This is a genomic window from Knoellia sp. 3-2P3 (genome assembly GCF_029223115.1).
Classification (GTDB): Bacteria; Actinomycetota; Actinomycetes; order Actinomycetales; family Dermatophilaceae; genus Pedococcus_A.
This window is the reverse complement of the sequence record NZ_JARGZE010000001.1, coordinates 713,594-734,688: the sequence shown is the minus strand read 5'-3', so window position 1 is coordinate 734,688 and position 21,095 is coordinate 713,594. Positions and strand designations below refer to the sequence as shown.

Here is a 21,095-nt window from a genome sequence, read left to right as displayed (position 1 = left end):
CCGGTGTGCCGGGGCCCCGGCGGGTGGGGGGTCTCCCACCCGCCGGGGCATCGGTGTCAGCTGTCAGCTCAAGCCTGCAGCGGCGCACGCCTCAGCGAAAGTGGGAGTGCAGATGTCTTCCACCTTGTAGATGCCGTCCTTGACGACGGTGTCCTTGACGTTCTCCTTGGTCACCGCGATGGGGTCGAGGATCGTCGAGGGAACGCCCTTGAAGTCGGTGGTGGACTCCGGCTTCTGCTTGTTCGCGAGGGCGAGGGCGGCCTTGGCTGCAGCCTCGGCCTCCGGCTTGATCGGCTTGTAGATCGTCATGGCCTGGTCGCCGGCGAGGATGCGCTGGATCGCGGCGAGCTCGGCGTCCTGGCCGGTCACCGGCGGGAGCGGGGTGACGCCGCCACCCTTGAGGGCCGCGATGGCGCCACCGCCCGTGCCGTCGTTGGCGGCGTAGACGCCGACGAGGTTGCCCTTGACCGCCGAGATCTGGCCCTCCATCCACGACTGGGCCTTGTCCGGGCTCCAGTCGGGGGTGTCGTACTCGGCCGCGATCTTGTACCCGCTGCCGTCGAGGACGCTGTGGGCGCCCTTCTTGAAGTCGGCGGCGTTGGGGTCGGTCGGCGAGCCGTTGATCATCACGATGTCGCCGGAGGTCTTGCCGTTCTTCTTGAGGATGTCGACGAGCGTCTGGGCCTGGGTCTTGCCGACGGTCTCGTTGTCGAACGAGACGTAGTAGTCGACACCGGCGATGAAGCGGTCGTAGGCGACGACCGGCACGCCCTGCGCCTTGGCGCTGTTGGCGACGGCGGCAGCGGCCTTGCCGTCGACCGGGTCGAGGACGAGCACGTTGGCGCCCTGGGTCAGAGCGGCCTCGGCCTGCTGCTGCTGCTTGGCAGGGTCCTGGTCGGCGTTGCTGTAGATGATCGTGCAGTCCGCGCAGTCGGCCTTGATGGCCTCCTCGAACAGCGGCCGGTCGAAGGTCTCGTAGCGGGTGGTCTTGGACTCCGGCAGCAGGAGGGCGATCTTCTTGGCGCCCCCGCCGTTGCCGTCGCCCGTGCCGCCCGTGCCCGAGCCCCCGTCGTCTCCACAGGCGGCGAGGCTGGCCATGCCGAGACCGGCCACGAGCGCGGCGCCGGCGAGACGGGTGAAACGAGTGTTCATGCTGAGCTCCCTCAGTGTCTTCGCCGGCAACCCCGTTGGTGCGGCTTTGCTGAGTGTGACCCCAGTGAACTCTTGGCGTCAAGAGTTGAATTCAAGGAGTTGACACAATCGGGACGTTCCCGGCGCGTCCGGGACGCTCCGGGACGCTCTGGTCGTCGCGTCCTACCCAACGGCGGCGATGAGGCCCTCCGCGGCCGCGTGCCGCTCCTCGGCGACGGCGAGGGCCCCCACCACGTCGGCGTCGGTGTCGAGCTGGGCCTCGCGCAGGCTCACCGAGGCCGCCGCACTGGGGATCGCACAGCGCTCGAGGGAGGCCAGCATCGGACCGGTGATCAGGTCACCCACCCGCGAGAGGAGGCCCCCCAGCACGAGCACCTCGGGGTTGACGAGGTTCACCAGCCCGGCCACCGCCACGCCGAGGTGGCGCCCTGCGTCGCCGAGCACGCGCCGACAGCCGGGGTCGTCGTCGAGCGCCCGCGCCACGACCTCCCGCAGGCTGAGGCTGCCGTGGGTCGGGGCGAGCGCGTCGAGCAGGGCACGGGAGCCGACGAAGGTCTCGAGGCAGCCCCGGTTGCCGCAGCGGCACACCGGGCCGTTCTCGTCGATGGTGAGGTGGCCGACCTCACCGGCCGTGCCCGCACTGCCGCGGAACAGCTCGCCCCCCAGGATCAGGCCGGCACCGACGCCGTAGGACATCTTGATGTAGACACCGTGCTGGACCCCTTGCAGCGCACCGCACTTGAGCTCGCCGAGCGCAGCCAGGTTGGCCGTGTTGTCGAGCACGACGGGTGCCTTGAGGTGTCCCTCCATCTCGCTGGCGACGGCCACGCCACGCCAGCCGGGCAGGATGCCCTCCGACCCCACCTGCCCCGAGACGCTGTCGACGGGGGCGGGCAGGCCGACACAGACCGCCTTGACGTCCGGCATGGTCTTCCCGGCCTTCTCGACGAGGTCGTGCACCAGGCGGGCCGCTCGTTCCATCCCCTCGTCGGCGGGGTGGTCGGCCGGCAGCGGCATGCGCTGGCTGCCCAGGATGTCGCGCGGTCCGGTGCCGATCGCGACGCGCACGTCCCGGTCGCCGAACGCGATCCCGGCCAGCAGCGTGTTGCCCGTGGCGAGCGAGACGAGCACCGCGCGCCGGCCGTTGCGGATGCTCGGAGAGAGCTCCACGGCACCGGCCGCGTCGAGCTCCTTGACCATGTTGCTGACGGTCGCGGGACTGAGCCCGGTCTGACCGGCGATCTCGACCTGGGTCATCGCCCCCTGGAGTCGCAGGGCATCGATCACCCGCAGGCGGTTCGACTCGCGCAGCGACGCCTGCGACCCCGGCGCCGGCTGCCCTGAGTTCACGGCCTAAAGATAAGGGTTCGGGCCACGGATGGATAGGAGTCGGCCCGACCGGATTCGATCCGCCCGGGCCGACTCCTTTGCCGTCGTCAGCGGGCCGCACCCACCGGCGCCTGGTGAACCGCCTCGCGCTGGAAGCACCCTCCCGACACCAGGCCCCGGCGAGCAGGGGGAATCAACCGGGGCCTGGTGGATCGGGGGGCACACACCCAGGGGTATGCGCGCGTGCTGGTCACATCATGAGGGGTGCAGGCCCTGTCCGTCACCACAGCGGAACAGCGGGTCGTCGTAGCCGGGCACGTCCTCGCCGTGCCGGCGCACCTGCTCCATCGACCGCGGCAGGTCGAAGGGGAGCCGTCCGCGGGGCTCGACCACACCGGTGAGGGCGTCGACGAGGGCGTCGTCGCAGGTGCCGTAGCTGCCCACGACGGCCGAGGCGATGGGCAGCAGCGGGGTGAGCACCGCCGGGCGGTCGAGCACCACGTCGACGACCAGCGGGCAGCAGGCCGCGATCCGGCCGAGCCGCGCGACCAGCCCGGGCGGGAAGTCCAGCGACCCCTGGTGGAACCACGACTCCAGGAACAGGTCGGACCGCGGGTCGAACGGCGCCATCAGCCGCACCAGCGCCACGTCCGCGTCCTCGGGGCGGTCGACCGGCGTCCCGAGCCGGGCCAGCGCCTCGGGCGAGACGTTCTCTGCGTAGACCTTCCGACCGCGCTGGAGGGGCAGCACCGGAAGGTGATCGCCACCGTTCTGCAGGACGGTCACGGAGGCCGCCTGGGCGGCATACCCCTCGTCGCGGAAGTCCTGTCGCCCCACGGTCTCGGCCGCGAGGTCCTCGTCGACGTAGGGGTTGTCGAACAGCCCCAGCCGGAACTTCACGGCGAGGATGCGCCGGGCCGAGGCGTCGAGGCGGTCCTCGGTGACCCGGCCCTGCGCGACCAGGTCGAGCAGGATGTCGACGCACTCCTCGCCGCCGAACTGGTCGGCGCCGGCGTGCAGGATGAGCTCCATGCGGCCGTGCGGGTCGAGGTGCTCGACGCCCCAGGCACGGGCCGGCAGCACCTGGTCGCCGACGTGGTTGTCGTTGACGAGCTCCCAGTCGGTGACGACCACGCCGTCGTAGCCGAGCTTCTCGCGCAGCAGGCCGGTGACGACCTGGCGGTTGTAGCCGAAGCCGACCTCCTCGATCTTCTCGCCGTCGATCTCGAGCCCGACCGGCATGCCGTAGTAGGGCATGATCCCCGCCGTGCCCGCCTCGATGATGGGCGGGAACGGCTTGAGGTGGTCGCCGAACCGTCCGCCGGGGTAGACCTGCTCGCGGCCGTAGGGGAAGTGCGCGTCCTCGCCGTCCTTCTGCGGGCCGCCGCCGGGGAAGTGCTTGCTGGTGCAGGCCACGCTGTCCGGGCCGAGCTCACCCTTCTGGAACCCCTTGAGGTAGGCGACGCCCAGCTCGGTGACCACGTCGGGGTCCTGGCCGAAGGTCTGCGCCTGCCGCGCCCAGCGGGGCTCGGTCGCGAGGTCGAGGGTCGGGTGCAGCGCAGCGCGGATGCCGACCGCGGTGTACTCCTGGCGGGCGACGTCGGCGAACCGGTGCACCAGCTCGGTGTCGCGCAGGGCGGCCAGTCCGAGCGGCTCCGGCCACTGCGAGAACGCGCGCGCGGCGAAGGACGCCCCGGCGTTCTCCATGAAGGCGTGGCGCGGGTCAGTCGAGATCGTGACCGGTATGCCGTGCGGCGCCTGCTCGGCGAGCGCCTGGAGGGTGTTGTGCCACCGGGCGGCCATGCGCGGGTCGTCGAGGGCGTGGACGTTGAAGTGCGTCAGGTGCTTGTCGAGCACCACCACCGAGGTGGGCGACTTGCTGATCCTGCCCGGGTGCTCGAGCACCGTGCCGTCCTCACCCGCCTCGATGACGGTCTGGAACATCAGGCCGGCCTTCTCCGGCAGGGACAGCCGCGAGAGCAGGTCGTCGACGCGCTCCTCCACGGGCAGGCGCGGGTCCTCGTAGGGGTCCATCCGGCCGTTCTTGTTGAGGTCGCGGAACTCCACGCCCTCGGGGCTGGTGAGCTTGACCGGCTCCATCAGGCGATCCCCGCCCCGAACTCCTCCATGCCGATCACCGGGCGGAGCCTCCGCTCGACGGCAGGGGTGGCGAAGGCGCGGCGGATCACGCTGTCTCCCAACACGTTTCCGATCGCGCCCATGATCATGGCCTGGTCGAGCGAGAGGTAGCGGCGGGCCACCGTGCCGGACTTCACAGCGACGGCGTCGAAGAAACCGCCCTTGCTGTAGGAGTCGAAGTCGGCCTGGAGGTTCGCCAGGTTGGTGTAGGCCTGCTGCGGCTCGTACATCATCGCCAGGAAGGCGGCGTGCGGGGTGACGACGCCGTCACCGTAGCGGGGGTCGGGGTTGGTGCCCTCACGGCAGTCGCCGAACCCGGCGTCGTAGTTGGTCTTCTCCTGGTCGGAGAAGTAGCCCTCGGGGTTGAGGCCGAGCGCGTCGACGCCGTACTCGCGGTAGCCGCCGGCGGGGTTGCTCGACGGCGAGAAGCCCCAGTAGCCGTAAGCCGCCTCGTCGAGGCCGTGCTCACGCTGGGCGCGCACGTGCAGTGGGTGGTTGACGCCCCACGAGCGGGGCGCCCAGCTGGCCTCGGGCACGAAGACGTCGGGCATGAGCTCCTCGAACATCGAGCCGCCCCAGCCGGGCACGATGTGCATGCCGCGGTAGGTGTAGGCGCCCTCGAAGACCTCGATGCCGAGGTAGGTGCGGGTCTCGCCGACCGGCTGCATCTCGTGCCACGACCAGTCGCAGGCGGTCGGGAAGGTGCGCCACATCGCGAAGTAGTGCTTGGCCGGCACCTGGCCGGTGATGATGCCGAGGTAGGTCGTGATGCGGGTCTCCGACACGGTGGTGTCGTAGTGGTGGTTGGTGAGCCACACGTCGGGCGCGTCGATGTGGCTGCCGCGGTAGACGCCGCCGGGGCGGTCGTGCTCCCAGGGGAAGAAGCCGCCGTGCATCAGCCCGCCGGGACGGACGCTGGGGTGGCCCTCCTGGCCGCCGGGGTTGTAGAAGGCGTCCCACCGCATCCGGGTGAAGATCCGCTCCGCCAGTGCGGCGCAGCCGGGCACCGCGCTCTGCACGACCCGCAGGGCCGCGCCCAGCCAGCCGTTGTCCACGCTCGACATGAACGGAGCGATCGGGTCGCCGGAGCCCGGGAACGTGCGGAGCATCGCCCCCGTCCCCTCGTCGTACCAGTTGGCGAACATCCCGCTCGGCTCGTGGTGCTCCATCGTGAGCAGGGTGCGCAGGGTCTGCTGCACCCGGCGCTGGCACTCCTGGGGCGAGATGAGGCCCAGCTCGCGGGCCACGACGGCCGACCACAGGTACCCGCCGATGTTGGTGGGAGAGGTGTAGCCGCTGCGCGTGGCCAGGTCGCCCGAGATGTTGTCGGCCGGCAGGCCGGTCTCCTCGTCGGTCATCCGCACCAGCGAGTGCCACGTGTCGGCGGCCCACTGGCGCACCCGGGTGGCGTCGACGGCATACGGGGCGGTGCTGGAGCGCACGAGGGCGGGCGCCTTCCGGGTGAGGGGCTGCGCGGTGGCGCCCGGCGCGGTCAGGAGGGTGGCGGCGGCGCCGGCGGCACCACCGAGGAGGAGCTGGCGACGGGAGGGGACGAGCAGGGTGTCGCTGGCCATGAACAGGCTCCGTTCGAGAGAGGAAGAGGTCAGTGAGTGGGCGGACCGGGTCGCACGGCCCGCGGACTACTTGATGCCCGTGGTGGCGATGCCCTCGATGACGCGGCGCTGGAAGCCGAGGAAGACCGCGAGGACCGGCAGCAGCACGACCGTCGCCCCAGCGAGGAGCAGGCCGTAGTTCGTGCTGTTCTGGCCCTTGGAGTAGAGCGCCAGGGCGACGGGCAGGGTGTAGGTGTCCTCGGTCTGCGCCACCACCAGCGGCCACAGGAAGTTGTTCCAGCTGCCGAGGAAGGTCAGGATCCCCAGGGTCGCCAGGGCCGGACCGCACAGCGGCAGGATGATGCGGGCGAAGATGCGCAGCTCGCCGGCGCCGTCGACCCGGCCCGCGTCGAGCAGGTCCTTGGGCAGGCCGAGGATGAACTGCCGCATGAGGAACACCCCGAACGGCGTCACCAGGAACGGCAGGATGAGGCCGGGCAGGCTGTTGATGAGCCCGACGTTGGCCACCAGCACGAACAGCGGCACGAACGTGACGACACCGGGGATCATCAGCGTCGCCATGACGACGACGAACAGCGCTCTCTTGCCGGGGAACTCGAGCATCGCCAAGGCGTACCCGAGCATCGAGCAGAAGAGCAGGTTGCCGGCCGTCACGACCACAGCGACGACGAGCGAGTTGGTGAAGTAGGTGCCGAAGTCGAGGCGGGAGAACAGCTGGGTGTAGTTGTCGAGCGTCGTGGTCTCGGGCCACCAGGTCGGGGGCGACTGCCGCAGCTCGCCCTCGGTCTTGAAGCTGCCGAGCACCATCCAGACGAAGGGCGCGATGACCGCGACGAGACAGACGCTGAGCACGGCGTAGAGCCACGGGCGTCCAGTGCTTTTCGTGAGCATGACTGTCCCTCAGTCCTTTTCGCGGAGGATGCGGAACTGGATCGCGGTGACGACCACGATCACGACGAAGATGATGTAGCTGATGGCAGCGGCATAGCCGTAGTTGCCGAACCCGAACTGGCGGTAGGTGTACATCGACAGCGAGAGCGTGCTGTTGAGCGGCCCGCCGTTGGTCATGATGAACGGCTCCTCGAAGAACTGGAGGTAGCCGATGGCGGTGGTCACCGACACGAACAGGATCGTGGGGCGCAGGAGGGGCAGGGTCACGTAGCGGAACCGCTTCCAGGCGCCGGCACCGTCGATGGCGGCAGCCTCGTGCAGGCTCCACGGCACCGACTGCAGGCCGGCGAGGAAGATGATCATCGCCGTGCCGAAGTTGCGCCAGGCCGCCATGAGGATGATCGACGGCATCGACCAGGTGGGGTCACCGAGCCAGTTGGGGCCGTCGATGCCGACCCAGCCGAGCACGGTGTTGATCAGGCCGCTCTCGCGCTCGAGCAGGAACCGCCAGACCACGGCCACCGCCACGATCGAGGTGATCACCGGGAGGTAGAAGCCCAGGCGGAACGCGGAGCGGAACCTGGTGATGCCGCGGTCGAGGGCGACCGCCGCGAGCAGCGCCAGCCCCATGGTCAGCGGCACGCCGACCAGCACGAAGTAGGCGGTGTTGCGGGCCGCCTGGAGGAAGAGCGGGTCCGAGAGGGCCTTGGTGAAGTTCTCCAGCCCGACGACGTTGACGGCGAAGGGGGTGCGCAGGTCACGGGAGCGGGTGTCCGTGAAGCTCATGAAGAGCGACTGCACCACCGGCCAGACCGTGAAGGTCAGGAAGAGCAGGCAGAACGGAAGCGCGAGGATCCAGGCCGCCCGCCCCTCCCGCCGGCGCGACCCGTGGGCCGGCCGGCGGGAGGCAGCGCGCTCTGCCGCGGCGCGCTCGGTCGTGGCGGTCATCGCTACTGCCCGGTCCCGATGGACTCGGCCTGCTGCTGCACCGTCTTCAGCGCGGCGCCCGGGTCGGCACCCTGCTTGGTCACCTTCTCGAGCTCGGTGTCGAGCGCGGTGATGACCTGCTCCCAGGTCGGGAACGACGGCGGGGCCTGGGCGGTCTTCAGCTGCTCACCGAAGGTCGCCAGCTTCTTGTCGGAGGCGATGGCCGGGTCCTCCCAGGCCGACTGCACCGACGGCAGGTCGGTCGACTGCTGGTACCACTTGGCCTGCGTCTTGGGGTCGGCGAGGAACTGGACGAACTTCCACGCGGTGTCCCGCTGCTTGGAGTTCTTGAAGACCACGAAGTCCGAGCCGCCGACGAAGGAGGAGGAGGTCTTCTTCTCGGGCATCTTGGCCACGGAGTACTTGTCCTTGAAGCCCTCGCCGCCGACCTTCTCGACCGCCGACATCATCCACGGGCCGGAGATGAACATCGGCACCTTGCCGCTGGCGAAGTCGGGCTCGGTCGTCGGGGTGGCGGGGGCCGCCTTGTCGGAGATGCCCTCGGTGAAGAAGCTCTGGTAGTACTCCATGGCCTCCTTCACCTCAGGGGTGTCGAAGTTGTAGGCCTTGCCGCCGTCCTTGGTCAGCTCGGCGCCGTTGCTCCACGCGAACGGCATGAGGGTCTGCCAGGAGCCCTGCCCGCCGGCCTGGAGGCCGATGCCCCACTTCGCGCCGGCCTTGTCCTGCATGCCCTTGGCCATCGCCTTGAGCTCCTCCCACGTCTTGGGGGGCTCGGTGAAGCCGGCCTTCTTCGCCAGGTCGGTGCGGTAGTAGAGCAGGCGGGTCTCGACGTACCAGGGGATGCCGTAGGTGGTCCCGCCCACCTCGGTGGTCTTCTGCGCCCCGGGGAAGAACGTCGAGGTGTCGATCGAGGACGGGAGCGGGTCGAGGGCGCCCTGGCCGGCGAACTCGCCCATCCAGGTGGTGCCGACCATCGCGGCGTCGGGGGTCTTGCCCGCCGTGATGGCGGTGGCGAACTTGTCGTGGGCGGAGTCCCACGGGATCGCCGTGACGTTCACCTTCGCGCCGGGGTTGGCCGCCTCGAAGTCCTTGGCCAGCGCCGGGAGCTTCTCACCCTCGGCGCCCATCGCCCAGACGGTGATGGTGCCGGTGGCCTTGCCCTCGCTGACGGCCTTGCCCTGGCTCTCGCCGGAGGCCGGGGTGCCGCTGTCGCGCCCGCAGGCGGACAGGGCCAGGGCGGTGGTGGCCACGGTGGCGACCACGATCGCGGAGGTGCGTCTCATGACGGGTTCTCACTCTCTTTCGGAAGGGACGGGCCTTGCAGGGGTCGGGGGACGGTGCGGGGAGGTCGGTGGCGGGGGTGTCCAGGGGCGGAGGGGCTAGGTTGCGGGGCACCCGCAGGAGGACCGCAGGACGACCTGCGTCGGCAGCACCACGCGCTCCGCGCGGGCGGGGAGGCCGGTGATGCGCTCGTGCAGGCGCTCGGCGACGAGGGCGCCGAGCTCGCGGACCGGCTGGCGCACGGTGGTCAGGCCGGGGCGGACGTAGCGGGCCGTCATCACGTCGTCCCAGCCGACGACCGCGATGTCACCCGGCACGTCCATGCCGCCGTCCTGGAGGGTGTGCATGACCGAGAGCGCGAGCTCGTCGTTGGCGCAGAACAGGGCGTCGGCGTCGACCGAGCCGGCGAGCACGCGCTCGGCGAAGGCCGCACCGTCCTCCTCACGGAAGGCGGTGCGCACGGGCTCGGCCGCCGTGCGTCGCTTGGCGCGGTGCGCGGCGACGAAACCGCGGTAGCGGTCGCGCACGTCGGGCGCGGTGTCGGGGTCGCCCACGAAGAGCAGCCGCCTGCGGCCGTGGCCGAACAGGTGGGTGGTCAGCTCCCGGGCACTCTGCTCGTTCTCGGCGCCGACCGCCTCGACGTCGGGCTGGGCGTCACCCGCGATGAGGATCAGCGGTTTCGACCCGTGCAGGGCGCGGACCAGGCGCTCGGGCAGGGCATCGGCACCGAGCACCGCGATGCCGTCCACCCGGGTGGCGAGCTGGCGCACGGTTCGGGCGAGGTCGCGCTTGCCCTCGGTGAGCACGAGCACCACGCTCTGCCCCAGCTCGGCCGCGCGGGTCTCGAACCCGAGGAGCAGCTCGGCGTAGTAGGGACCGGTGAGCTCGGGCAGCACCAGGCCGTGGGCCTCGTGGTGCCTCACGGCCAGGCTGCGCGCCGCCCCGAGCGGCACGTAGTTGAGCTCGTCGACCGCCGCGAGCACCTTGGCCCGGGTGGCGTCGGAGACCGCCGTCGAGCCCTGGAGCACGCGCGAGACGGAGGCGATGGAGACGCCGGCGAGCTCGGCGACGGAGTAGATCGTCGCCCCCTGCCCAGCGCGGTGCGTGGAACCCATCGGTCCGCCTTCCTCGTTGAAAGCGCTTACAAGTCGTGCTCGTCGAGTGTGCCCCCATCTGTCCGAAATACGCAAGCCCCCCGTGCCGACTTTTTCTCGAAACCGCCGACACGCCCGCCCGCGCTGTGCTAGCGCCCGGAGGTGTCAGCGGGCCTGCGGCGCCGACGGTGGCAGGGAGGCGAGCTGCAGGCGCAGGGCCAGCCGGGTGTGCGGGTCAGCCAGGTCGACGCCGCCCAGCTCCGGAAGGGAGGCCAGCCGGCCCATCCGGTAGCGCAGCGTGTTGGGGTGCACGTGCAGCGACCGCGCGGCGAGCGCCGGCTCGCCCGGGTGGTCCAGCCACGCGGTCAGGGTGCCCAGGTAGTCGGTGCCGCGGTCGGCGTCGTGGCGGCGCAGCGCCTCGACCGGACCCGGGAGGGGCGCCTCCCGCAACGCGACGGCGGCCCGTTCCACCGTCACCGCCGCCCAGACCTGCTCGATACCCACCACCGCCTGGTGTCCGCGGCAGCGCTCCGCCTCCGCCGCCTCGGCCCGCGCCCTCCCCAGCTCACCTGCCCCGTATGCCGGGTGGCCGGCCGCCGCCGTCAGCGCCAGGTCCTCGGTGGCCGTGGCCTCCACCACCGCGCGCAGCCACCCCCAGGTGCCGGGCACGGCACCGTCGGCGCCCAGCACGGCATACACGCGTCCGTCGAGGGTCGCGAGCAGCGGCTGGTGCCACGAGTGGCGCCGGCACACCGACTCCCACAGGTCGAGCAGGTTCTCGGGCGACGCGTCGGACGGGCCCCCGAGGCAGGCGACCCGCCACGGGCCGTCGGGGAGCCACTCCTCGGCGCCGGTGGTGGTGCCGCCGAGGGCCATGCGCACCCGGTCGGCGGCAAGCCGACGGCCGAGGTCGGCGTGCGCCCGCAGCCGCAGCAGGTGGAGGGCGACGACCGAGGCGGTGTGGCTGACCTCGCGCACCACCTCCGGCTCGGGCCGCTCCTCCACGAGCGCCCAGATGGAGCCCAGCCACTCCCCTCCCGCACGCACCGGCACCACGAGGCGCGGCAGGGTGCCGCTGGGGTCGGCGGGCACGAAGACCGGCTCCGCCGAGCGGGCCAGGCGCCGGAAGACGCCGCGCGCCCGCAGGCTGGCCAGCACCTCCTCCGGCACCCGGCGCCCCACGATGGTGGACACCCGGGCCGGGTCGGTGACGTCCTGCCGCGAGGAGTAGGCCAGCACGCGGGAGTGCGGGTCCTCGATGGTCACGGGGGCGTCGACGACGGCGGCGATGGCGTCGGCGAGCGCGAAGAGGTCGTCGTGCACCGGCGCCTCGACCCGGCCGGGCGCACCCGCCGTCGCGGCCCGGTCCAGCACTCCGCGCAGCAGCCACACCGTGTGGGCCCAGGAGGCGTGGTCGGCGAGCTCGACGAGCGCGACCTGCCGGCGCCGCGCGAGGTCGCGCAGCGTCCTCCGGCGTGCCAGCCCCCGCCGCAGCACCACGCCGCCGGCTCCGGCCTCCGCCGCCCGACGGAGCAGGTCGGAGGCACCCTCGACGCGGTCGACGCCCACCCCGAGGACGAGGTCACCCGGCTGCCCGACCACCCCCTGCCCGGGCTCGGCGAGGGTGAGGTCGTCGACCTCGGCTCCTGGCACGTCGACGGCCAGCGAGAGCAGTCCGCCGCCGAGCGAGGCGGCGAGGTCGGCCACGGTGATCACACCGCCATGGTGCACCACGGGTTGTGCTCCACGCACAGCTGATGGAGAGAACCTTGGCCTGGCGCGACAACGGCGCTCCTGTCGCGTCGCCCCACCATGGGACGCATGGCCTCCGCACCCGTCGCCCCATCCGGTCTGCCCGTCCCCCGCCGTGTCGCCGTCGTCGGCGCCGGCATGGTGGGCCTGTCCACCGCCTGGTTCCTGCAGGAGCACGGCGTCGAGGTCACCGTCCTCGACCGCGAGGGCGTCGCCGCAGGGTCGTCGTGGGGCAACGCGGGGTGGCTCACCCCCGGCATCGCCACACCACTGCCCGAGCCCGCGGTGCTGAAGTACGGCATCCGCGCGGTGCTGAGCCCGTCCTCGCCGGTCTACGTCCCGCCGAGCGCCAACCCCGACTTCCTGCGCTTTGTCACCGGCTTCACGCGGCACAGCACGATGAAGGCCTGGAAGAAGGCCATGGGCGCACTCGTGCCGGTCAACGACCTCTCGCTCGAGAGCTTCGACCTGCTCCGCGACGGCGGCGTGCGCGCCGAGACAAAGGAGACCGACTCCTTCCTCGCCGCCTACCGGACCGAGGCCGAGCGCCGCACGCTGCTCGAGGAGATCGAGCACATCCACTCGGCCGGTCAGTCGATCGAGTTCGACGTGCTCACCGGGGCGCAGGCCCGTGAGATCGAGCCGACCCTCTCCGAGGAGATCGGCGCCGCGATCCGGCTGCGCGACCAGCGCTTCATCGACCCGGGCGCCTACGTCCACGCCCTCGCCGACTCGGTGCGCGACCGCGGCGGCAAGATCCTCTCCGGCGCCACCGTCGTCGACCTGGTGGAGACCGGTGCGGGCATCGACGTCGTCACCGCCGAGGGCAGCCGCGAGTCCTTCGACTCCGTCGTGCTGGCCACCGGTGCCTGGCTGGGCCGGCTCGCCCGGCGCTTCGGCGTCCGGCGGGTCGTGCAGGCCGGGCGCGGCTACAGCTTCAGCGTGGCCGTCGACCACCTGCCCGAGGGCCCGGTCTACTTCCCCGCCCAGCGGGTGGCCTGCACGCCGATCGGCGACCGGCTCCGCGTCGCGGGGATGATGGAGTTCCGCCGGCCCGAGGCCGCCCTGGACCCGCGCCGCATCCGCGCCATCGCCGAGGCCGCTCGCCCGCTGCTGCGCGGCGCGGACCTCGACCAGCGCCAGGACGAGTGGGTCGGGTCGCGGCCCTGCACCGTCGACGGGCTCCCGCTCATCGGCGCCACGAGCTCGAGCCGGGTCTTCGCCGCCGGCGGCCACGGGATGTGGGGCATCACCCTCGGGCCGGTCACCGGCCGCCTGCTCGCCGAGCAGATGGTGACCGGGAGGAGCATCCCGCAGCTCGCGCCGTTCGACCCGCTGCGCTGAAGCCACGCCCCGGCGCGCCCCTGCAGAGGCTGATGCCGGACGTCTACCGCGTCACACCGCCCCGGGTCCGCAGCGGCCCGGGCGTACGCTGGAGACATGTTCACGGAGCGCCGCTCCGGCCACCGCGACGACCTCAAGGCTCGTCGCAGTGCCGCTGCGCAGCGCTGGGCGTCGGCCACGGGAGGCGCCGCCCCGTGCGCGGTGGACCGCGCCGGTGGCCAGCGGGACCCGGCCAAGTACCACGAGGGTGAGGTGGCCGCGCTCACCGAGGCGATGCGCATCGTGGCCTCGTCCGGACCCGTCGACGCCCTGCCCCTCGTGGAGGAGGCACTGGCGGACTGGACCCACCGCGCCAACAGCCTGTCCGCGTCGCCGACGTCGGCCTGGCGCGCCTACCACGAGGGCGGGCGGGACGCCCTGGAGGCGTTCCTCGACGCCGAGCAGCGTGATGCCCAGGCCCGCTGAGCCACACCGGACCACCGGAGGACCCAGGAGACTGACGACGGAGCCCCCGCACCCCTGTCAGGGTGCGGGGGCTCCGTCGCGCGAAGGGGTGGTCGTCAGCGACCGGTCAGGCTCTGCCAGAAGGAGCGGCCGGACGACGCCTTCTGCTCCGGGGCGCAGGTGCACTGCTGCTGGCGCGGCACGCCGGCCATGACCTGGTCGACGTGCTGGCCGCAGCCGGCCCAGGTGGTCTTGCCGCAGGCGCGGCAGGTGGCGGGACGACACATGGTCTGCTCTCCTCGGGACGGGGACCTCTTGACGTCACCTTAATACCCCCTAGGGTATTTTGCAAGCCCTCACTTCCAATTTGAAATACCGGAGGGGGTATGCGATGTTCGGAGAGACATCAGCCCGCGAGCCGGACAAGGAGAGCCATGCAGGAGATCACCCTCGAGCAGTTCGCTGCCGCCCAGCAGGACGACGAGGCCTTCATCCTCGACGTCCGCGAGGGGATGGAGTACGTCCAGGGCCACGTGCCGGGAGCCGTTCTCATCCCCATGTCGCAGCTGGCCTCCCGCGTCGCCGAGGTTCCGCGCGACCGCCCGGTGCACGTGATCTGCCGCAGCGGCAACCGCAGCGCGTCGATGACCTCGTTCCTCGAGCGAGCCGGCGTCGACGCCTGGAACGTCGCCGGCGGCACCGCCGCCTGGGCCAGCTCGGGCCGGCCGCTCGTGACCGGCCGCGACCCCCGCTGACGCCCCCACACCTGACTCGCCCCGCACCCGACTCGCCCCGCACCTGACTCGCCCCAGACGTACAGTTCCAGGAAAGGAACCCCCATGGCCGTGACCATCCTCCCCGTCGAGACGCCCTCGCTGGGCGACCGCAGCTACCTCGTCCATGACGGCGAGGTGGCCTTCGTGGTCGACCCGCAGCGCGACATCGACCGCATGCTCGACCTGGCGAAGAGCTGCGGCGTGCGCATCACCCACGTCTTCGAGACGCACATCCACAACGACTACGTCACCGGTGGCTTCGCCCTCGCGAAGGAGACCGGCGCGGCATACCACGTCAACGCCGACGACAAGGTCTCCTTCGAGCACGACCCGGTGCGCGACGGCGACGTCGTCGAGGTGAGCGACAGCCTGAAGGTGCGCGTCATCCACACCCCCGGCCACACCTTCACCCACCTGTCCTACGCGCTGGAGGGCCCGACCCCGGCCATCTTCTCCGGTGGCTCGCTGCTCTTCGGCTCCACCGGCCGCCCCGACCTGCTCGGGCCGGACCACACCGACGCCCTGGCCCGCCACCAGCACGCCTCCGCCCACAAGCTGGCCGACCAGCTGCCGGACGACACCCAGGTCATGCCGACCCACGGGTTCGGCTCGTTCTGCTCGGCCACCCAGTCAGACTCGACCTCGTCGACCATCGGCCAGGAGCGCAGGAGCAACCCCGCCCTGACCAAGGACGAGGAGGCCTACGTCGCCGAGATCCTCGATGGACTCGACGCCTACCCCGCCTACTACGCGCACATGGGCCCGGCCAACGCCCAGGGCCCGTCGGGAGCCGACCTGTCGGCACCCGAGCTCGCCGACAAGGAGGAGCTGCGCAAGCGCCTCGAGGCCGGCGAGTGGCTCGTCGACCTGCGCAACCGCACCGCTTTCGCCGCCGGCCACGCGCCCGGCACGCTGAACTTCGGCATCGACGGCCAGTTCGCGACCTACCTCGGCTGGCTCATCCCCTGGGGCACGCCGGTGACCCTGCTCGGTGAGAGCGCCGAGCAGGTGGCCGAGGCGCAGCGTGAGATGGTGCGCATCGGCATCGACCACCCCGCTGCCGCTGCCACCGGAAAGCCCGAGGAGTGGACCGACGAGTCGCTGAGCAGCTTCGAGCGCGCGAGCTTCGCCGACCTCGCCCAGGTGCGCCACCACCGCCCGGTCCAGATCCTCGACGTGCGCCGCGGCCCGGAGTTCGAGGAGTCGCACATCGAGGGAGCGGTCAACGTGCCGATCCACGAGATCCTGAACCGCCTCGACGAGGTCCCCTCCGGCGAGGTCTGGGTGCACTGCGCCGGCGGCTACCGCGCCTCCGTCGTCGCCAGCATCCTCGCGGCCAACGGCCACCGGGTCGTCGCGGTCGACGACTCCTTCGACGAGCACGCCGCCTCCTCCGGCCTGCCGCTGGTCAAGGCCGCCTGACCCAGCCGACCTCCGCCCGCCCGGTGCGGACCCGACATCCCCTGAACAAGCCCCACCGTGCCGCCCCGCGGCACAGCGAAAGGACAGCATGACCACTGCAACCACCATGCCCGCACGCCTCGACGTCGCGACCCTGAGGGAGTGGCTCGGCCGCAGCGACTCACCTCGCCTGCTCGACGTCCGCACCCCGGCCGAGTTCGGCACCGCGCACATCCCCGGCTCCTACAACGTGCCCCTCGACCTGCTCAAGGAGCACCGCGACGAGCTGCGCCAGCACCTCGAGGAGGACGTGGTCCTCGTATGCCGTTCCGGCAACCGGGCGGGCCAGGCCGAGGCGCTGCTCGCGGCGGCCGGGCTGCCGAACCTGCACGTCCTCGACGGCGGGGTCATGGCGTGGGAGAAGGCCGGTGCACCGCTGCGCCGGGGCTCGGAGAAGTGGGACCTCGAGCGCCAGGTGCGCCTCGTGGCCGGCAGCCTCGTGCTCACCGGGATCGTCGCCAGCATCTTCTTCCCGAAGGCCAAGTGGCTCTCCGGGGCCATCGGCGGAGGCCTCGTCGGCGCCGCGGCGACCAACTCGTGCCTCATGGGCCAGCTGCTGTCGAAGCTGCCCTACAACCAGAACGCCAGCTGCGACCTGCAGTCGGTGCTCCGCGAGCTGCAGGACTGACCCAGTAGGCAACCGAATACCCTGCGGGAATATACCCCGCAGGGTATTCTGTTGCCACAGGTGACGCGCCTCGCAGCGCACCACCGACCGAAAGGACCGAACCCATGGCCACGCATGCCCTCACCAAGGACACCTTCACCAGCACCGTGCAGGGCGACGGCATCGTGCTCGTCGACTTCTGGGCGGCCTGGTGCGGTCCCTGCCGCATGTTCGCCCCCGTCTTCGAGAAGGCCTCCGAGGAGCACGGCGACGTCGTGTTCGGGAAGGTCGACACCGAGGCCGAGCCCGAGCTCGCCGGCGCGCTCCAGATCACCTCGATCCCGACGCTCATGGCGTTCCGTGACGGAATCCTCGTCTTCGCCCAGCCCGGCGCCCTCCCGGCCGCCGCACTGGCCGACGTGATCCGCCAGGTGCGCGCTCTCGACATGGACGAGGTCCGCAAGCAGGTCGCTGCCGCCCAGGCCAGCTGACCCCTGAACGTGCGGCGCGGCCCGCTGTCCCCCCTCGCGGGCCGCGCTGCACACCACCCGAGCCCGACCAGCCCACCGCAGACCCCGACCCGAGGAGGCCCCATGGACACCGTCAGCACTGCAGAGATGCATGCGGTGGTCAACCGGCTCAAGCGCGCCCAGGGCCAGCTCGGCGGGATCGTGCGGATGATCGAGGAGGGCCGCGACTGCTCCGATGTCGTCACCCAGCTCTCCGCCGTCCACCGGGCCCTCGGACGCGCCGGCTTCGACGTCATCGCGCTCAACATGCGCGAGTGCCTCGCCGAGCCGGACCCGGAGCGCCGGCTCGACCTCGACGAGCTGCGGCGGCTGTTCATGTCGCTCGCCTGAGCCACCGCTCCAGACCAACCGGAGGTCCGGCCGCCCCGTGCAGCCGGACCTCCGGCCTGTGCCCGCCGTCGGTGTCAGGAAGAGCGTGCCCCCACCGCAGCACCGACCACCGGCACCTCCGCCGGACGAGGGGCCTGCCGGCGCACCGTCCACCACCACGCCAGGCCCAACCCGCCGACGGGGACCTCCAGGCCGACCGTGATGGCCCGGTAGACGATCACCCCTGCGGCGGCGGTCACGGGCTCGGCCCCCAGCCCCACCAGCAGGCCGGTCATGCCCACCTCCACGATGCCGGTGGCCCCGGGGGTGATCACCACCATGGACAGGATGCGCTCGAGGGCGAAGGCGGCGAAGACGACCGCGAGCCCGGGCGGGGTGCCCAGCGAGGCAAGGCACAGCCACAGCAGCGCCGCCTGCAGGAGCGCGTAGGACGCCTTGCCGACGGTCAGCCTGCCCCAGGCCGCGGCGATGAGGTCGGCACTGTCGCGGCGCAGGTGAACCGCCCACGCGGCATACCCGCCGGGGATCGGGTTGGCACGCCCCACCGCACCCGCCACACGGTCGGCGAGCGCCCCCAGCACCTGCGCGCCCCGGTCGCCGGCACTCAGTCCGCGGACCACGAGCAGGGCCACCACGAGCAGGGCGGCACCGACCGCCGCGGCCTGGCCGAGCGCGCCCCCCGTGTCCACGCCGGCCACGGCCAGCCAGCACAGCGCCACCCCCGGCAGCACCAGCTTGGCCAGGGTGTCCCAGATGTTGGTGACCAGGGCCCACCGGGCGAACGTGCTCGGGCTGAAACCCCACGCGCGGCTCATCGTGTAGTTCGCGAGCGTGCCGGCTGCGCCACCGAGCGGCAGCACGTTGGACACCGCACTGCCCGTGAGGTTGAGGAACAGCGCCCGGCGGGAGCTCAGGCCCGGCATCGCGGCCGTCAGCGCCAGGGTGTGCGCCCACAGCCCGGCCAGCCAGACCGCGGCGAGCAGCCCCACCTCGGTCAGGCTGAGGGCGCTGACCGCCTGCCCGATCTCACTCCAGCCCACCCCGCCTGCGCGGGGGACGGCCCACCCGACGATGACAGCCGCGAGACCGAGGGAGAGGGCGCCCTTCGAGAGGCGGCTCAGGCGGGCGGCGACGACCATGGCCCCGAGTGTGCGCAACCGGGCCCAGCGCGACATCGGGACTTGTACCTAGATCGACCCCGGCCTCCTGACGGATCCCTCAGGGATGTCTCAGGGACGCCTCAGGGGTCCGGCCGGCTCGACGCGCGCGCCGACCGCGGATCAGCCACCACAACAGCGCAGTGCCTCCGACGGGGATCTCGAGGCCGATGATGAACGCCCGGTAGAGCAGCACACTGGCCGCCGCCGTGGCCGGCTCGACGCCGAACAGGACCAGCATCCCCGTCACCCCGACCTCCACCACGCCCGTCCCCCCCGGGGTGATCACGGCCAGCGACAGCACGCGCTCGGCGGCGAAGGCGGCGAACACCACGGCCGCCGACGCCTCACCCCCGAGCCAGGTGACGCACAGCCACAGCAGCAGCGCCTGGCTCACCGCATAGGCCGTCTTGCCGACCGTCAGGCGAACCCAGGCGCGCGACACCAGGCCTGCGACGTCGCGGCGGAACACGACCGCCAGGTCGGCGAAGCGCTGCTTGCGCAGCCGCCTGACCCGCAGCCAGCGCACCACCACGTCGAACAGCCGCCCCACGGCCCGGGCGCCGGCGTCCCGGTGCAGCATGAACCACGTGAAGGCCACGAGCAGGCCCATCCCGACGACGCCCGCGATGGCCGCGCTCACCAGCGCCTGTGGCGAGGTGGTGCCCGCGAGCACCAGCCACAGCACCGCCACCACGGGCACGACCAGCTTGCCGAGCGTGTCCCAGATGTTGGTGACCAGGGCCCACCGCAGGAAGCTGGCCGTGCCGAAGCCCCACACCCGGCAGGTCGAGTAGTTCAGGGCCGTCCCGGCCGCGCCGCCCAGCGGGAGGATGTTGGAGACCGCGCTGCCCGTCTGGTTGAGGAACCAGGCTCGCGGGCTGCTCAGCCCGGGCATCGCGGCGCACAGGGCGATCGTGTGCACCCAGAGCCCCAGCTGCCACACCCCGCCCAGCGCGAGCACCTGCCACGTGCTCAGCTCGGCGAGCACCGCAGCGATGTCGGACCAGTCGGCCCCCGCCACAACGGGAAGCCCCCACACGAGCAGCGCCACGCCGAGGGTCGCCGAGGCGATGGCCTCGGCAACCCGCCAAGGGTCCCAGTGCGGTGGGCGGGGCGCCCGGCTCTCCAGACGTGCCTGTTCCACCGGCCGCGACCCCGGGGGAACCCCAGACCCGCGCTCCCCCGCGGCACCCGGCAGCGGCGGCTCGCTCGGCCTGAGCGGGGGGGCCATACCTGAAGTGTCCCGCGCGGGCACCCGGGTCGGAGCGGGCCGTTCGGCCCCTTCGTCACCGTCCACCCACCGCAGGATCAGGACGGGGAGTCCGCCTCCGCAGCCCGCAGCGCGCGCTCGGCCGCCGCGAGCGCCACCACCGCGGCCCGCCGGCTCCTGGCCGCAGCCGTGGCCGACTGCTCGGCGTCCCGGTGCTCCTGACGGGCCCGGCGCAGCTGCTCCTCGAGCTCCTCCACCCGCCACCGGACCTCGTCGGCCCGGTCACGTGCCGAGGCGACGGCGAGGGCGGCCTCCTCGGCAGCCGCGGCCGCTGCCGCCTGGGCCTCGGCGGCCCGGGCCAGCCGACGCGCCCGCTCCTCCCGCTCGGCCTGCCGGTGTGCGGCCTCCGGGTGCTCGGTGGCCGCCTCGGAGGTGGCCGCCTCGGAGGTGGCCGCCTTGGAGGCGGTCGCCTCGGAGGTCGCGGCCTTCGGAGCCCGCTCCCCCTCCACGCCGTCGACCACGGTGAGGACGGCGCCGGAGGAGGTGCGGACCACTGCTTCGGAGAGGTCGACCTCGCCGAAGCCCGAGTAGCCGAGCGCCCGCGTGAGGTGACCCGAGACGGCGGCCTCGGTGGCCTCACCGCTCGCCAGCGCGGCGATGACGGTGCCCCGCACCTCCTCGAGGGCGGCGGGAGCCAACGGGCGGCCGGCGCCGGCGGCCACCTCGGCCGCTGCCTCCGCCCACGCGGCGAGCAGGCCGTCCCGCTCCGAGCGGAGGTCGCGCATCGCCGACGCGTCGAGCCCGGCCTGCGCCGCTCGCAGCCGGCCGCCGACGTCGTGCAGCCGCCCGACCAGGGACGGCCGTCGGCGCACCACCTGGTTCACGGCCCACGCCGCGACGGTGGGCCGCCTCAGCCGTCCAACCTCCTTGGCGAGCGCGGCGTCGCCACGCGCCTTCGCGTCCTGGACCAGCGCGGTCCTGGTGCCGACGAAACCTTCGGGCGCCACGGCATACAGCTCGGAGAGGGCGGCCAGGAGGCCCGCGTCGCCGGTCGTGTCGCCGCGCCCCGGCAC

The 21,095-nt window shown here is 72.2% G+C and carries 20 protein-coding genes; 7 read left to right on the top strand and 13 right to left on the bottom strand.

All coding sequences use genetic code 11. The features are described 5' to 3' along the window. Positions 1-63: 63 nt before the first annotated feature. The 9 genes from P0Y31_RS03540 to P0Y31_RS03500 form a co-directional block, all read right to left on the bottom strand. Positions 64-1,152, bottom strand: coding sequence for a sugar ABC transporter substrate-binding protein (locus P0Y31_RS03540; RefSeq protein WP_275866676.1), 1,089 nt, complete (start codon positions 1,150-1,152; stop codon positions 64-66). A gap of 162 nt (positions 1,153-1,314) precedes the next feature. Next, positions 1,315-2,502: an ROK family transcriptional regulator gene (locus P0Y31_RS03535; RefSeq protein ID WP_275866675.1), complete on the bottom strand. Its 1,188-nt coding sequence runs from the start codon at positions 2,500-2,502 to the stop codon at positions 1,315-1,317. Between the two features lie 234 nt (positions 2,503-2,736). Beyond that, complete coding sequence (locus P0Y31_RS03530) at positions 2,737-4,581, bottom strand: glycoside hydrolase family 3 N-terminal domain-containing protein (protein ID WP_275866674.1); 1,845 nt, start codon at positions 4,579-4,581, stop codon at positions 2,737-2,739. Then, positions 4,581-6,194, bottom strand: coding sequence for a glucoamylase family protein (locus P0Y31_RS03525; RefSeq protein WP_275866673.1), 1,614 nt, complete (start codon positions 6,192-6,194; stop codon positions 4,581-4,583). Before P0Y31_RS03525 ends, P0Y31_RS03530 begins: the two co-directional genes overlap by 1 nt. Before the next feature lie 66 nt (positions 6,195-6,260). Beyond that, complete coding sequence (locus P0Y31_RS03520; protein ID WP_275866672.1) at positions 6,261-7,085, bottom strand: carbohydrate ABC transporter permease; 825 nt, start codon at positions 7,083-7,085, stop codon at positions 6,261-6,263. 9 nt (positions 7,086-7,094) lie between these two features. Beyond that, positions 7,095-8,033 (bottom strand): sugar ABC transporter permease, encoded by a 939-nt coding sequence (locus P0Y31_RS03515; protein ID WP_275866671.1) that lies wholly within the window; start codon positions 8,031-8,033, stop codon positions 7,095-7,097. Positions 8,034-8,035: 2 nt separating this feature from the next. Further along, positions 8,036-9,316 (bottom strand): sugar ABC transporter substrate-binding protein, encoded by a 1,281-nt coding sequence (locus P0Y31_RS03510; RefSeq protein ID WP_275866670.1) that lies wholly within the window; start codon positions 9,314-9,316, stop codon positions 8,036-8,038. A 96-nt stretch (positions 9,317-9,412) separates the two neighbouring features. Next, positions 9,413-10,429: a LacI family DNA-binding transcriptional regulator gene (locus P0Y31_RS03505; RefSeq protein ID WP_275866669.1), complete on the bottom strand. Its 1,017-nt coding sequence runs from the start codon at positions 10,427-10,429 to the stop codon at positions 9,413-9,415. Positions 10,430-10,573: 144 nt separating this feature from the next. Next, positions 10,574-12,124 carry a helix-turn-helix domain-containing protein gene (locus tag P0Y31_RS03500; protein WP_275866668.1) on the bottom strand — a complete coding sequence of 517 codons (1,551 nt, stop codon included), beginning with the start codon at positions 12,122-12,124 and terminating at the stop codon, positions 10,574-10,576. Between the two features lie 105 nt (positions 12,125-12,229). On the opposite strand from P0Y31_RS03500, the gene P0Y31_RS03495 reads away from it, so the two are divergent. After that, the gene (locus P0Y31_RS03495) at positions 12,230-13,504 is read left to right on the top strand and encodes an FAD-dependent oxidoreductase (protein WP_275866667.1); all 1,275 of its coding nucleotides are present in this window, start codon (positions 12,230-12,232) and stop codon (positions 13,502-13,504) included. A gap of 96 nt (positions 13,505-13,600) precedes the next feature. Beyond that, positions 13,601-13,969, top strand: coding sequence for a hypothetical protein (locus P0Y31_RS03490; protein WP_275866666.1), 369 nt, complete (start codon positions 13,601-13,603; stop codon positions 13,967-13,969). Positions 13,970-14,064: 95 nt separating this feature from the next. Here P0Y31_RS03490 and P0Y31_RS03485 read toward each other — a convergent pair whose 3' ends face one another. Further along, positions 14,065-14,235, bottom strand: coding sequence for a hypothetical protein (locus P0Y31_RS03485; RefSeq protein WP_275806192.1), 171 nt, complete (start codon positions 14,233-14,235; stop codon positions 14,065-14,067). Positions 14,236-14,382: 147 nt separating this feature from the next. Between P0Y31_RS03485 and P0Y31_RS03480 the strand changes: the two genes are divergently transcribed. The 5 genes from P0Y31_RS03480 to P0Y31_RS03460 all read left to right on the top strand — a co-directional run bounded on the left by P0Y31_RS03480 (position 14,383) and on the right by P0Y31_RS03460 (position 17,652). Beyond that, positions 14,383-14,703, top strand: coding sequence for a rhodanese-like domain-containing protein (locus P0Y31_RS03480; protein WP_275866665.1), 321 nt, complete (start codon positions 14,383-14,385; stop codon positions 14,701-14,703). Between the two features lie 84 nt (positions 14,704-14,787). Then, positions 14,788-16,146: an MBL fold metallo-hydrolase gene (locus tag P0Y31_RS03475; protein WP_275866664.1), complete on the top strand. Its 1,359-nt coding sequence runs from the start codon at positions 14,788-14,790 to the stop codon at positions 16,144-16,146. Between the two features lie 88 nt (positions 16,147-16,234). Then, positions 16,235-16,813 carry a rhodanese-like domain-containing protein gene (locus P0Y31_RS03470; RefSeq protein ID WP_275866663.1) on the top strand — a complete coding sequence of 193 codons (579 nt, stop codon included), beginning with the start codon at positions 16,235-16,237 and terminating at the stop codon, positions 16,811-16,813. 104 nt (positions 16,814-16,917) lie between these two features. Further along, the gene (trxA, locus tag P0Y31_RS03465; RefSeq protein ID WP_275866662.1) at positions 16,918-17,283 is read left to right on the top strand and encodes a thioredoxin; all 366 of its coding nucleotides are present in this window, start codon (positions 16,918-16,920) and stop codon (positions 17,281-17,283) included. A 102-nt stretch (positions 17,284-17,385) separates the two neighbouring features. Further along, the gene (locus P0Y31_RS03460) at positions 17,386-17,652 is read left to right on the top strand and encodes a metal-sensitive transcriptional regulator (RefSeq protein ID WP_275866661.1); all 267 of its coding nucleotides are present in this window, start codon (positions 17,386-17,388) and stop codon (positions 17,650-17,652) included. Positions 17,653-17,726: 74 nt separating this feature from the next. On the opposite strand, the gene P0Y31_RS03455 is transcribed toward P0Y31_RS03460, so the two are convergent. The 3 genes from P0Y31_RS03455 to P0Y31_RS03445 all read right to left on the bottom strand — a co-directional run bounded on the left by P0Y31_RS03455 (position 17,727) and on the right by P0Y31_RS03445 (position 21,095). Continuing rightward, positions 17,727-18,791 (bottom strand): lysylphosphatidylglycerol synthase domain-containing protein, encoded by a 1,065-nt coding sequence (locus P0Y31_RS03455; RefSeq protein ID WP_275866660.1) that lies wholly within the window; start codon positions 18,789-18,791, stop codon positions 17,727-17,729. 79 nt (positions 18,792-18,870) lie between these two features. Further along, complete coding sequence (locus P0Y31_RS03450) at positions 18,871-19,956, bottom strand: lysylphosphatidylglycerol synthase domain-containing protein (protein WP_275866659.1); 1,086 nt, start codon at positions 19,954-19,956, stop codon at positions 18,871-18,873. A gap of 164 nt (positions 19,957-20,120) precedes the next feature. Beyond that, complete coding sequence (locus tag P0Y31_RS03445; protein ID WP_275866658.1) at positions 20,121-21,095, bottom strand: hypothetical protein; 975 nt, start codon at positions 21,093-21,095, stop codon at positions 20,121-20,123.

What these genes read in the sequence shown, in the direction of transcription:
- P0Y31_RS03495 (WP_275866667.1), top strand. Translation starts at nt 12,230, where the DNA reads ATGGCCTCCGCACCCGTCGCCCCATCCGGTCTGCCCGTCCCCCGCCGT.
- P0Y31_RS03510 (WP_275866670.1), bottom strand. Translation starts at nt 9,316, where the DNA reads ATGAGACGCACCTCCGCGATCGTGGTCGCCACCGTGGCCACCACCGCC.
- P0Y31_RS03540 (WP_275866676.1), bottom strand. Translation starts at nt 1,152, where the DNA reads ATGAACACTCGTTTCACCCGTCTCGCCGGCGCCGCGCTCGTGGCCGGT.
- P0Y31_RS03475 (WP_275866664.1), top strand. Translation starts at nt 14,788, where the DNA reads ATGGCCGTGACCATCCTCCCCGTCGAGACGCCCTCGCTGGGCGACCGC.
- P0Y31_RS03515 (WP_275866671.1), bottom strand. Translation starts at nt 8,033, where the DNA reads ATGACCGCCACGACCGAGCGCGCCGCGGCAGAGCGCGCTGCCTCCCGC.
- P0Y31_RS03525 (WP_275866673.1), bottom strand. Translation starts at nt 6,194, where the DNA reads ATGGCCAGCGACACCCTGCTCGTCCCCTCCCGTCGCCAGCTCCTCCTC.
- P0Y31_RS03490 (WP_275866666.1), top strand. Translation starts at nt 13,601, where the DNA reads ATGTTCACGGAGCGCCGCTCCGGCCACCGCGACGACCTCAAGGCTCGT.
- P0Y31_RS03470 (WP_275866663.1), top strand. Translation starts at nt 16,235, where the DNA reads ATGACCACTGCAACCACCATGCCCGCACGCCTCGACGTCGCGACCCTG.
- trxA (WP_275866662.1), top strand. Translation starts at nt 16,918, where the DNA reads ATGGCCACGCATGCCCTCACCAAGGACACCTTCACCAGCACCGTGCAG.
- P0Y31_RS03520 (WP_275866672.1), bottom strand. Translation starts at nt 7,085, where the DNA reads ATGCTCACGAAAAGCACTGGACGCCCGTGGCTCTACGCCGTGCTCAGC.
- P0Y31_RS03480 (WP_275866665.1), top strand. Translation starts at nt 14,383, where the DNA reads ATGCAGGAGATCACCCTCGAGCAGTTCGCTGCCGCCCAGCAGGACGAC.
- P0Y31_RS03455 (WP_275866660.1), bottom strand. Translation starts at nt 18,791, where the DNA reads ATGGTCGTCGCCGCCCGCCTGAGCCGCCTCTCGAAGGGCGCCCTCTCC.
- P0Y31_RS03485 (WP_275806192.1), bottom strand. Translation starts at nt 14,235, where the DNA reads ATGTGTCGTCCCGCCACCTGCCGCGCCTGCGGCAAGACCACCTGGGCC.
- P0Y31_RS03505 (WP_275866669.1), bottom strand. Translation starts at nt 10,429, where the DNA reads ATGGGTTCCACGCACCGCGCTGGGCAGGGGGCGACGATCTACTCCGTC.
- P0Y31_RS03460 (WP_275866661.1), top strand. Translation starts at nt 17,386, where the DNA reads ATGGACACCGTCAGCACTGCAGAGATGCATGCGGTGGTCAACCGGCTC.
- P0Y31_RS03530 (WP_275866674.1), bottom strand. Translation starts at nt 4,581, where the DNA reads ATGGAGCCGGTCAAGCTCACCAGCCCCGAGGGCGTGGAGTTCCGCGAC.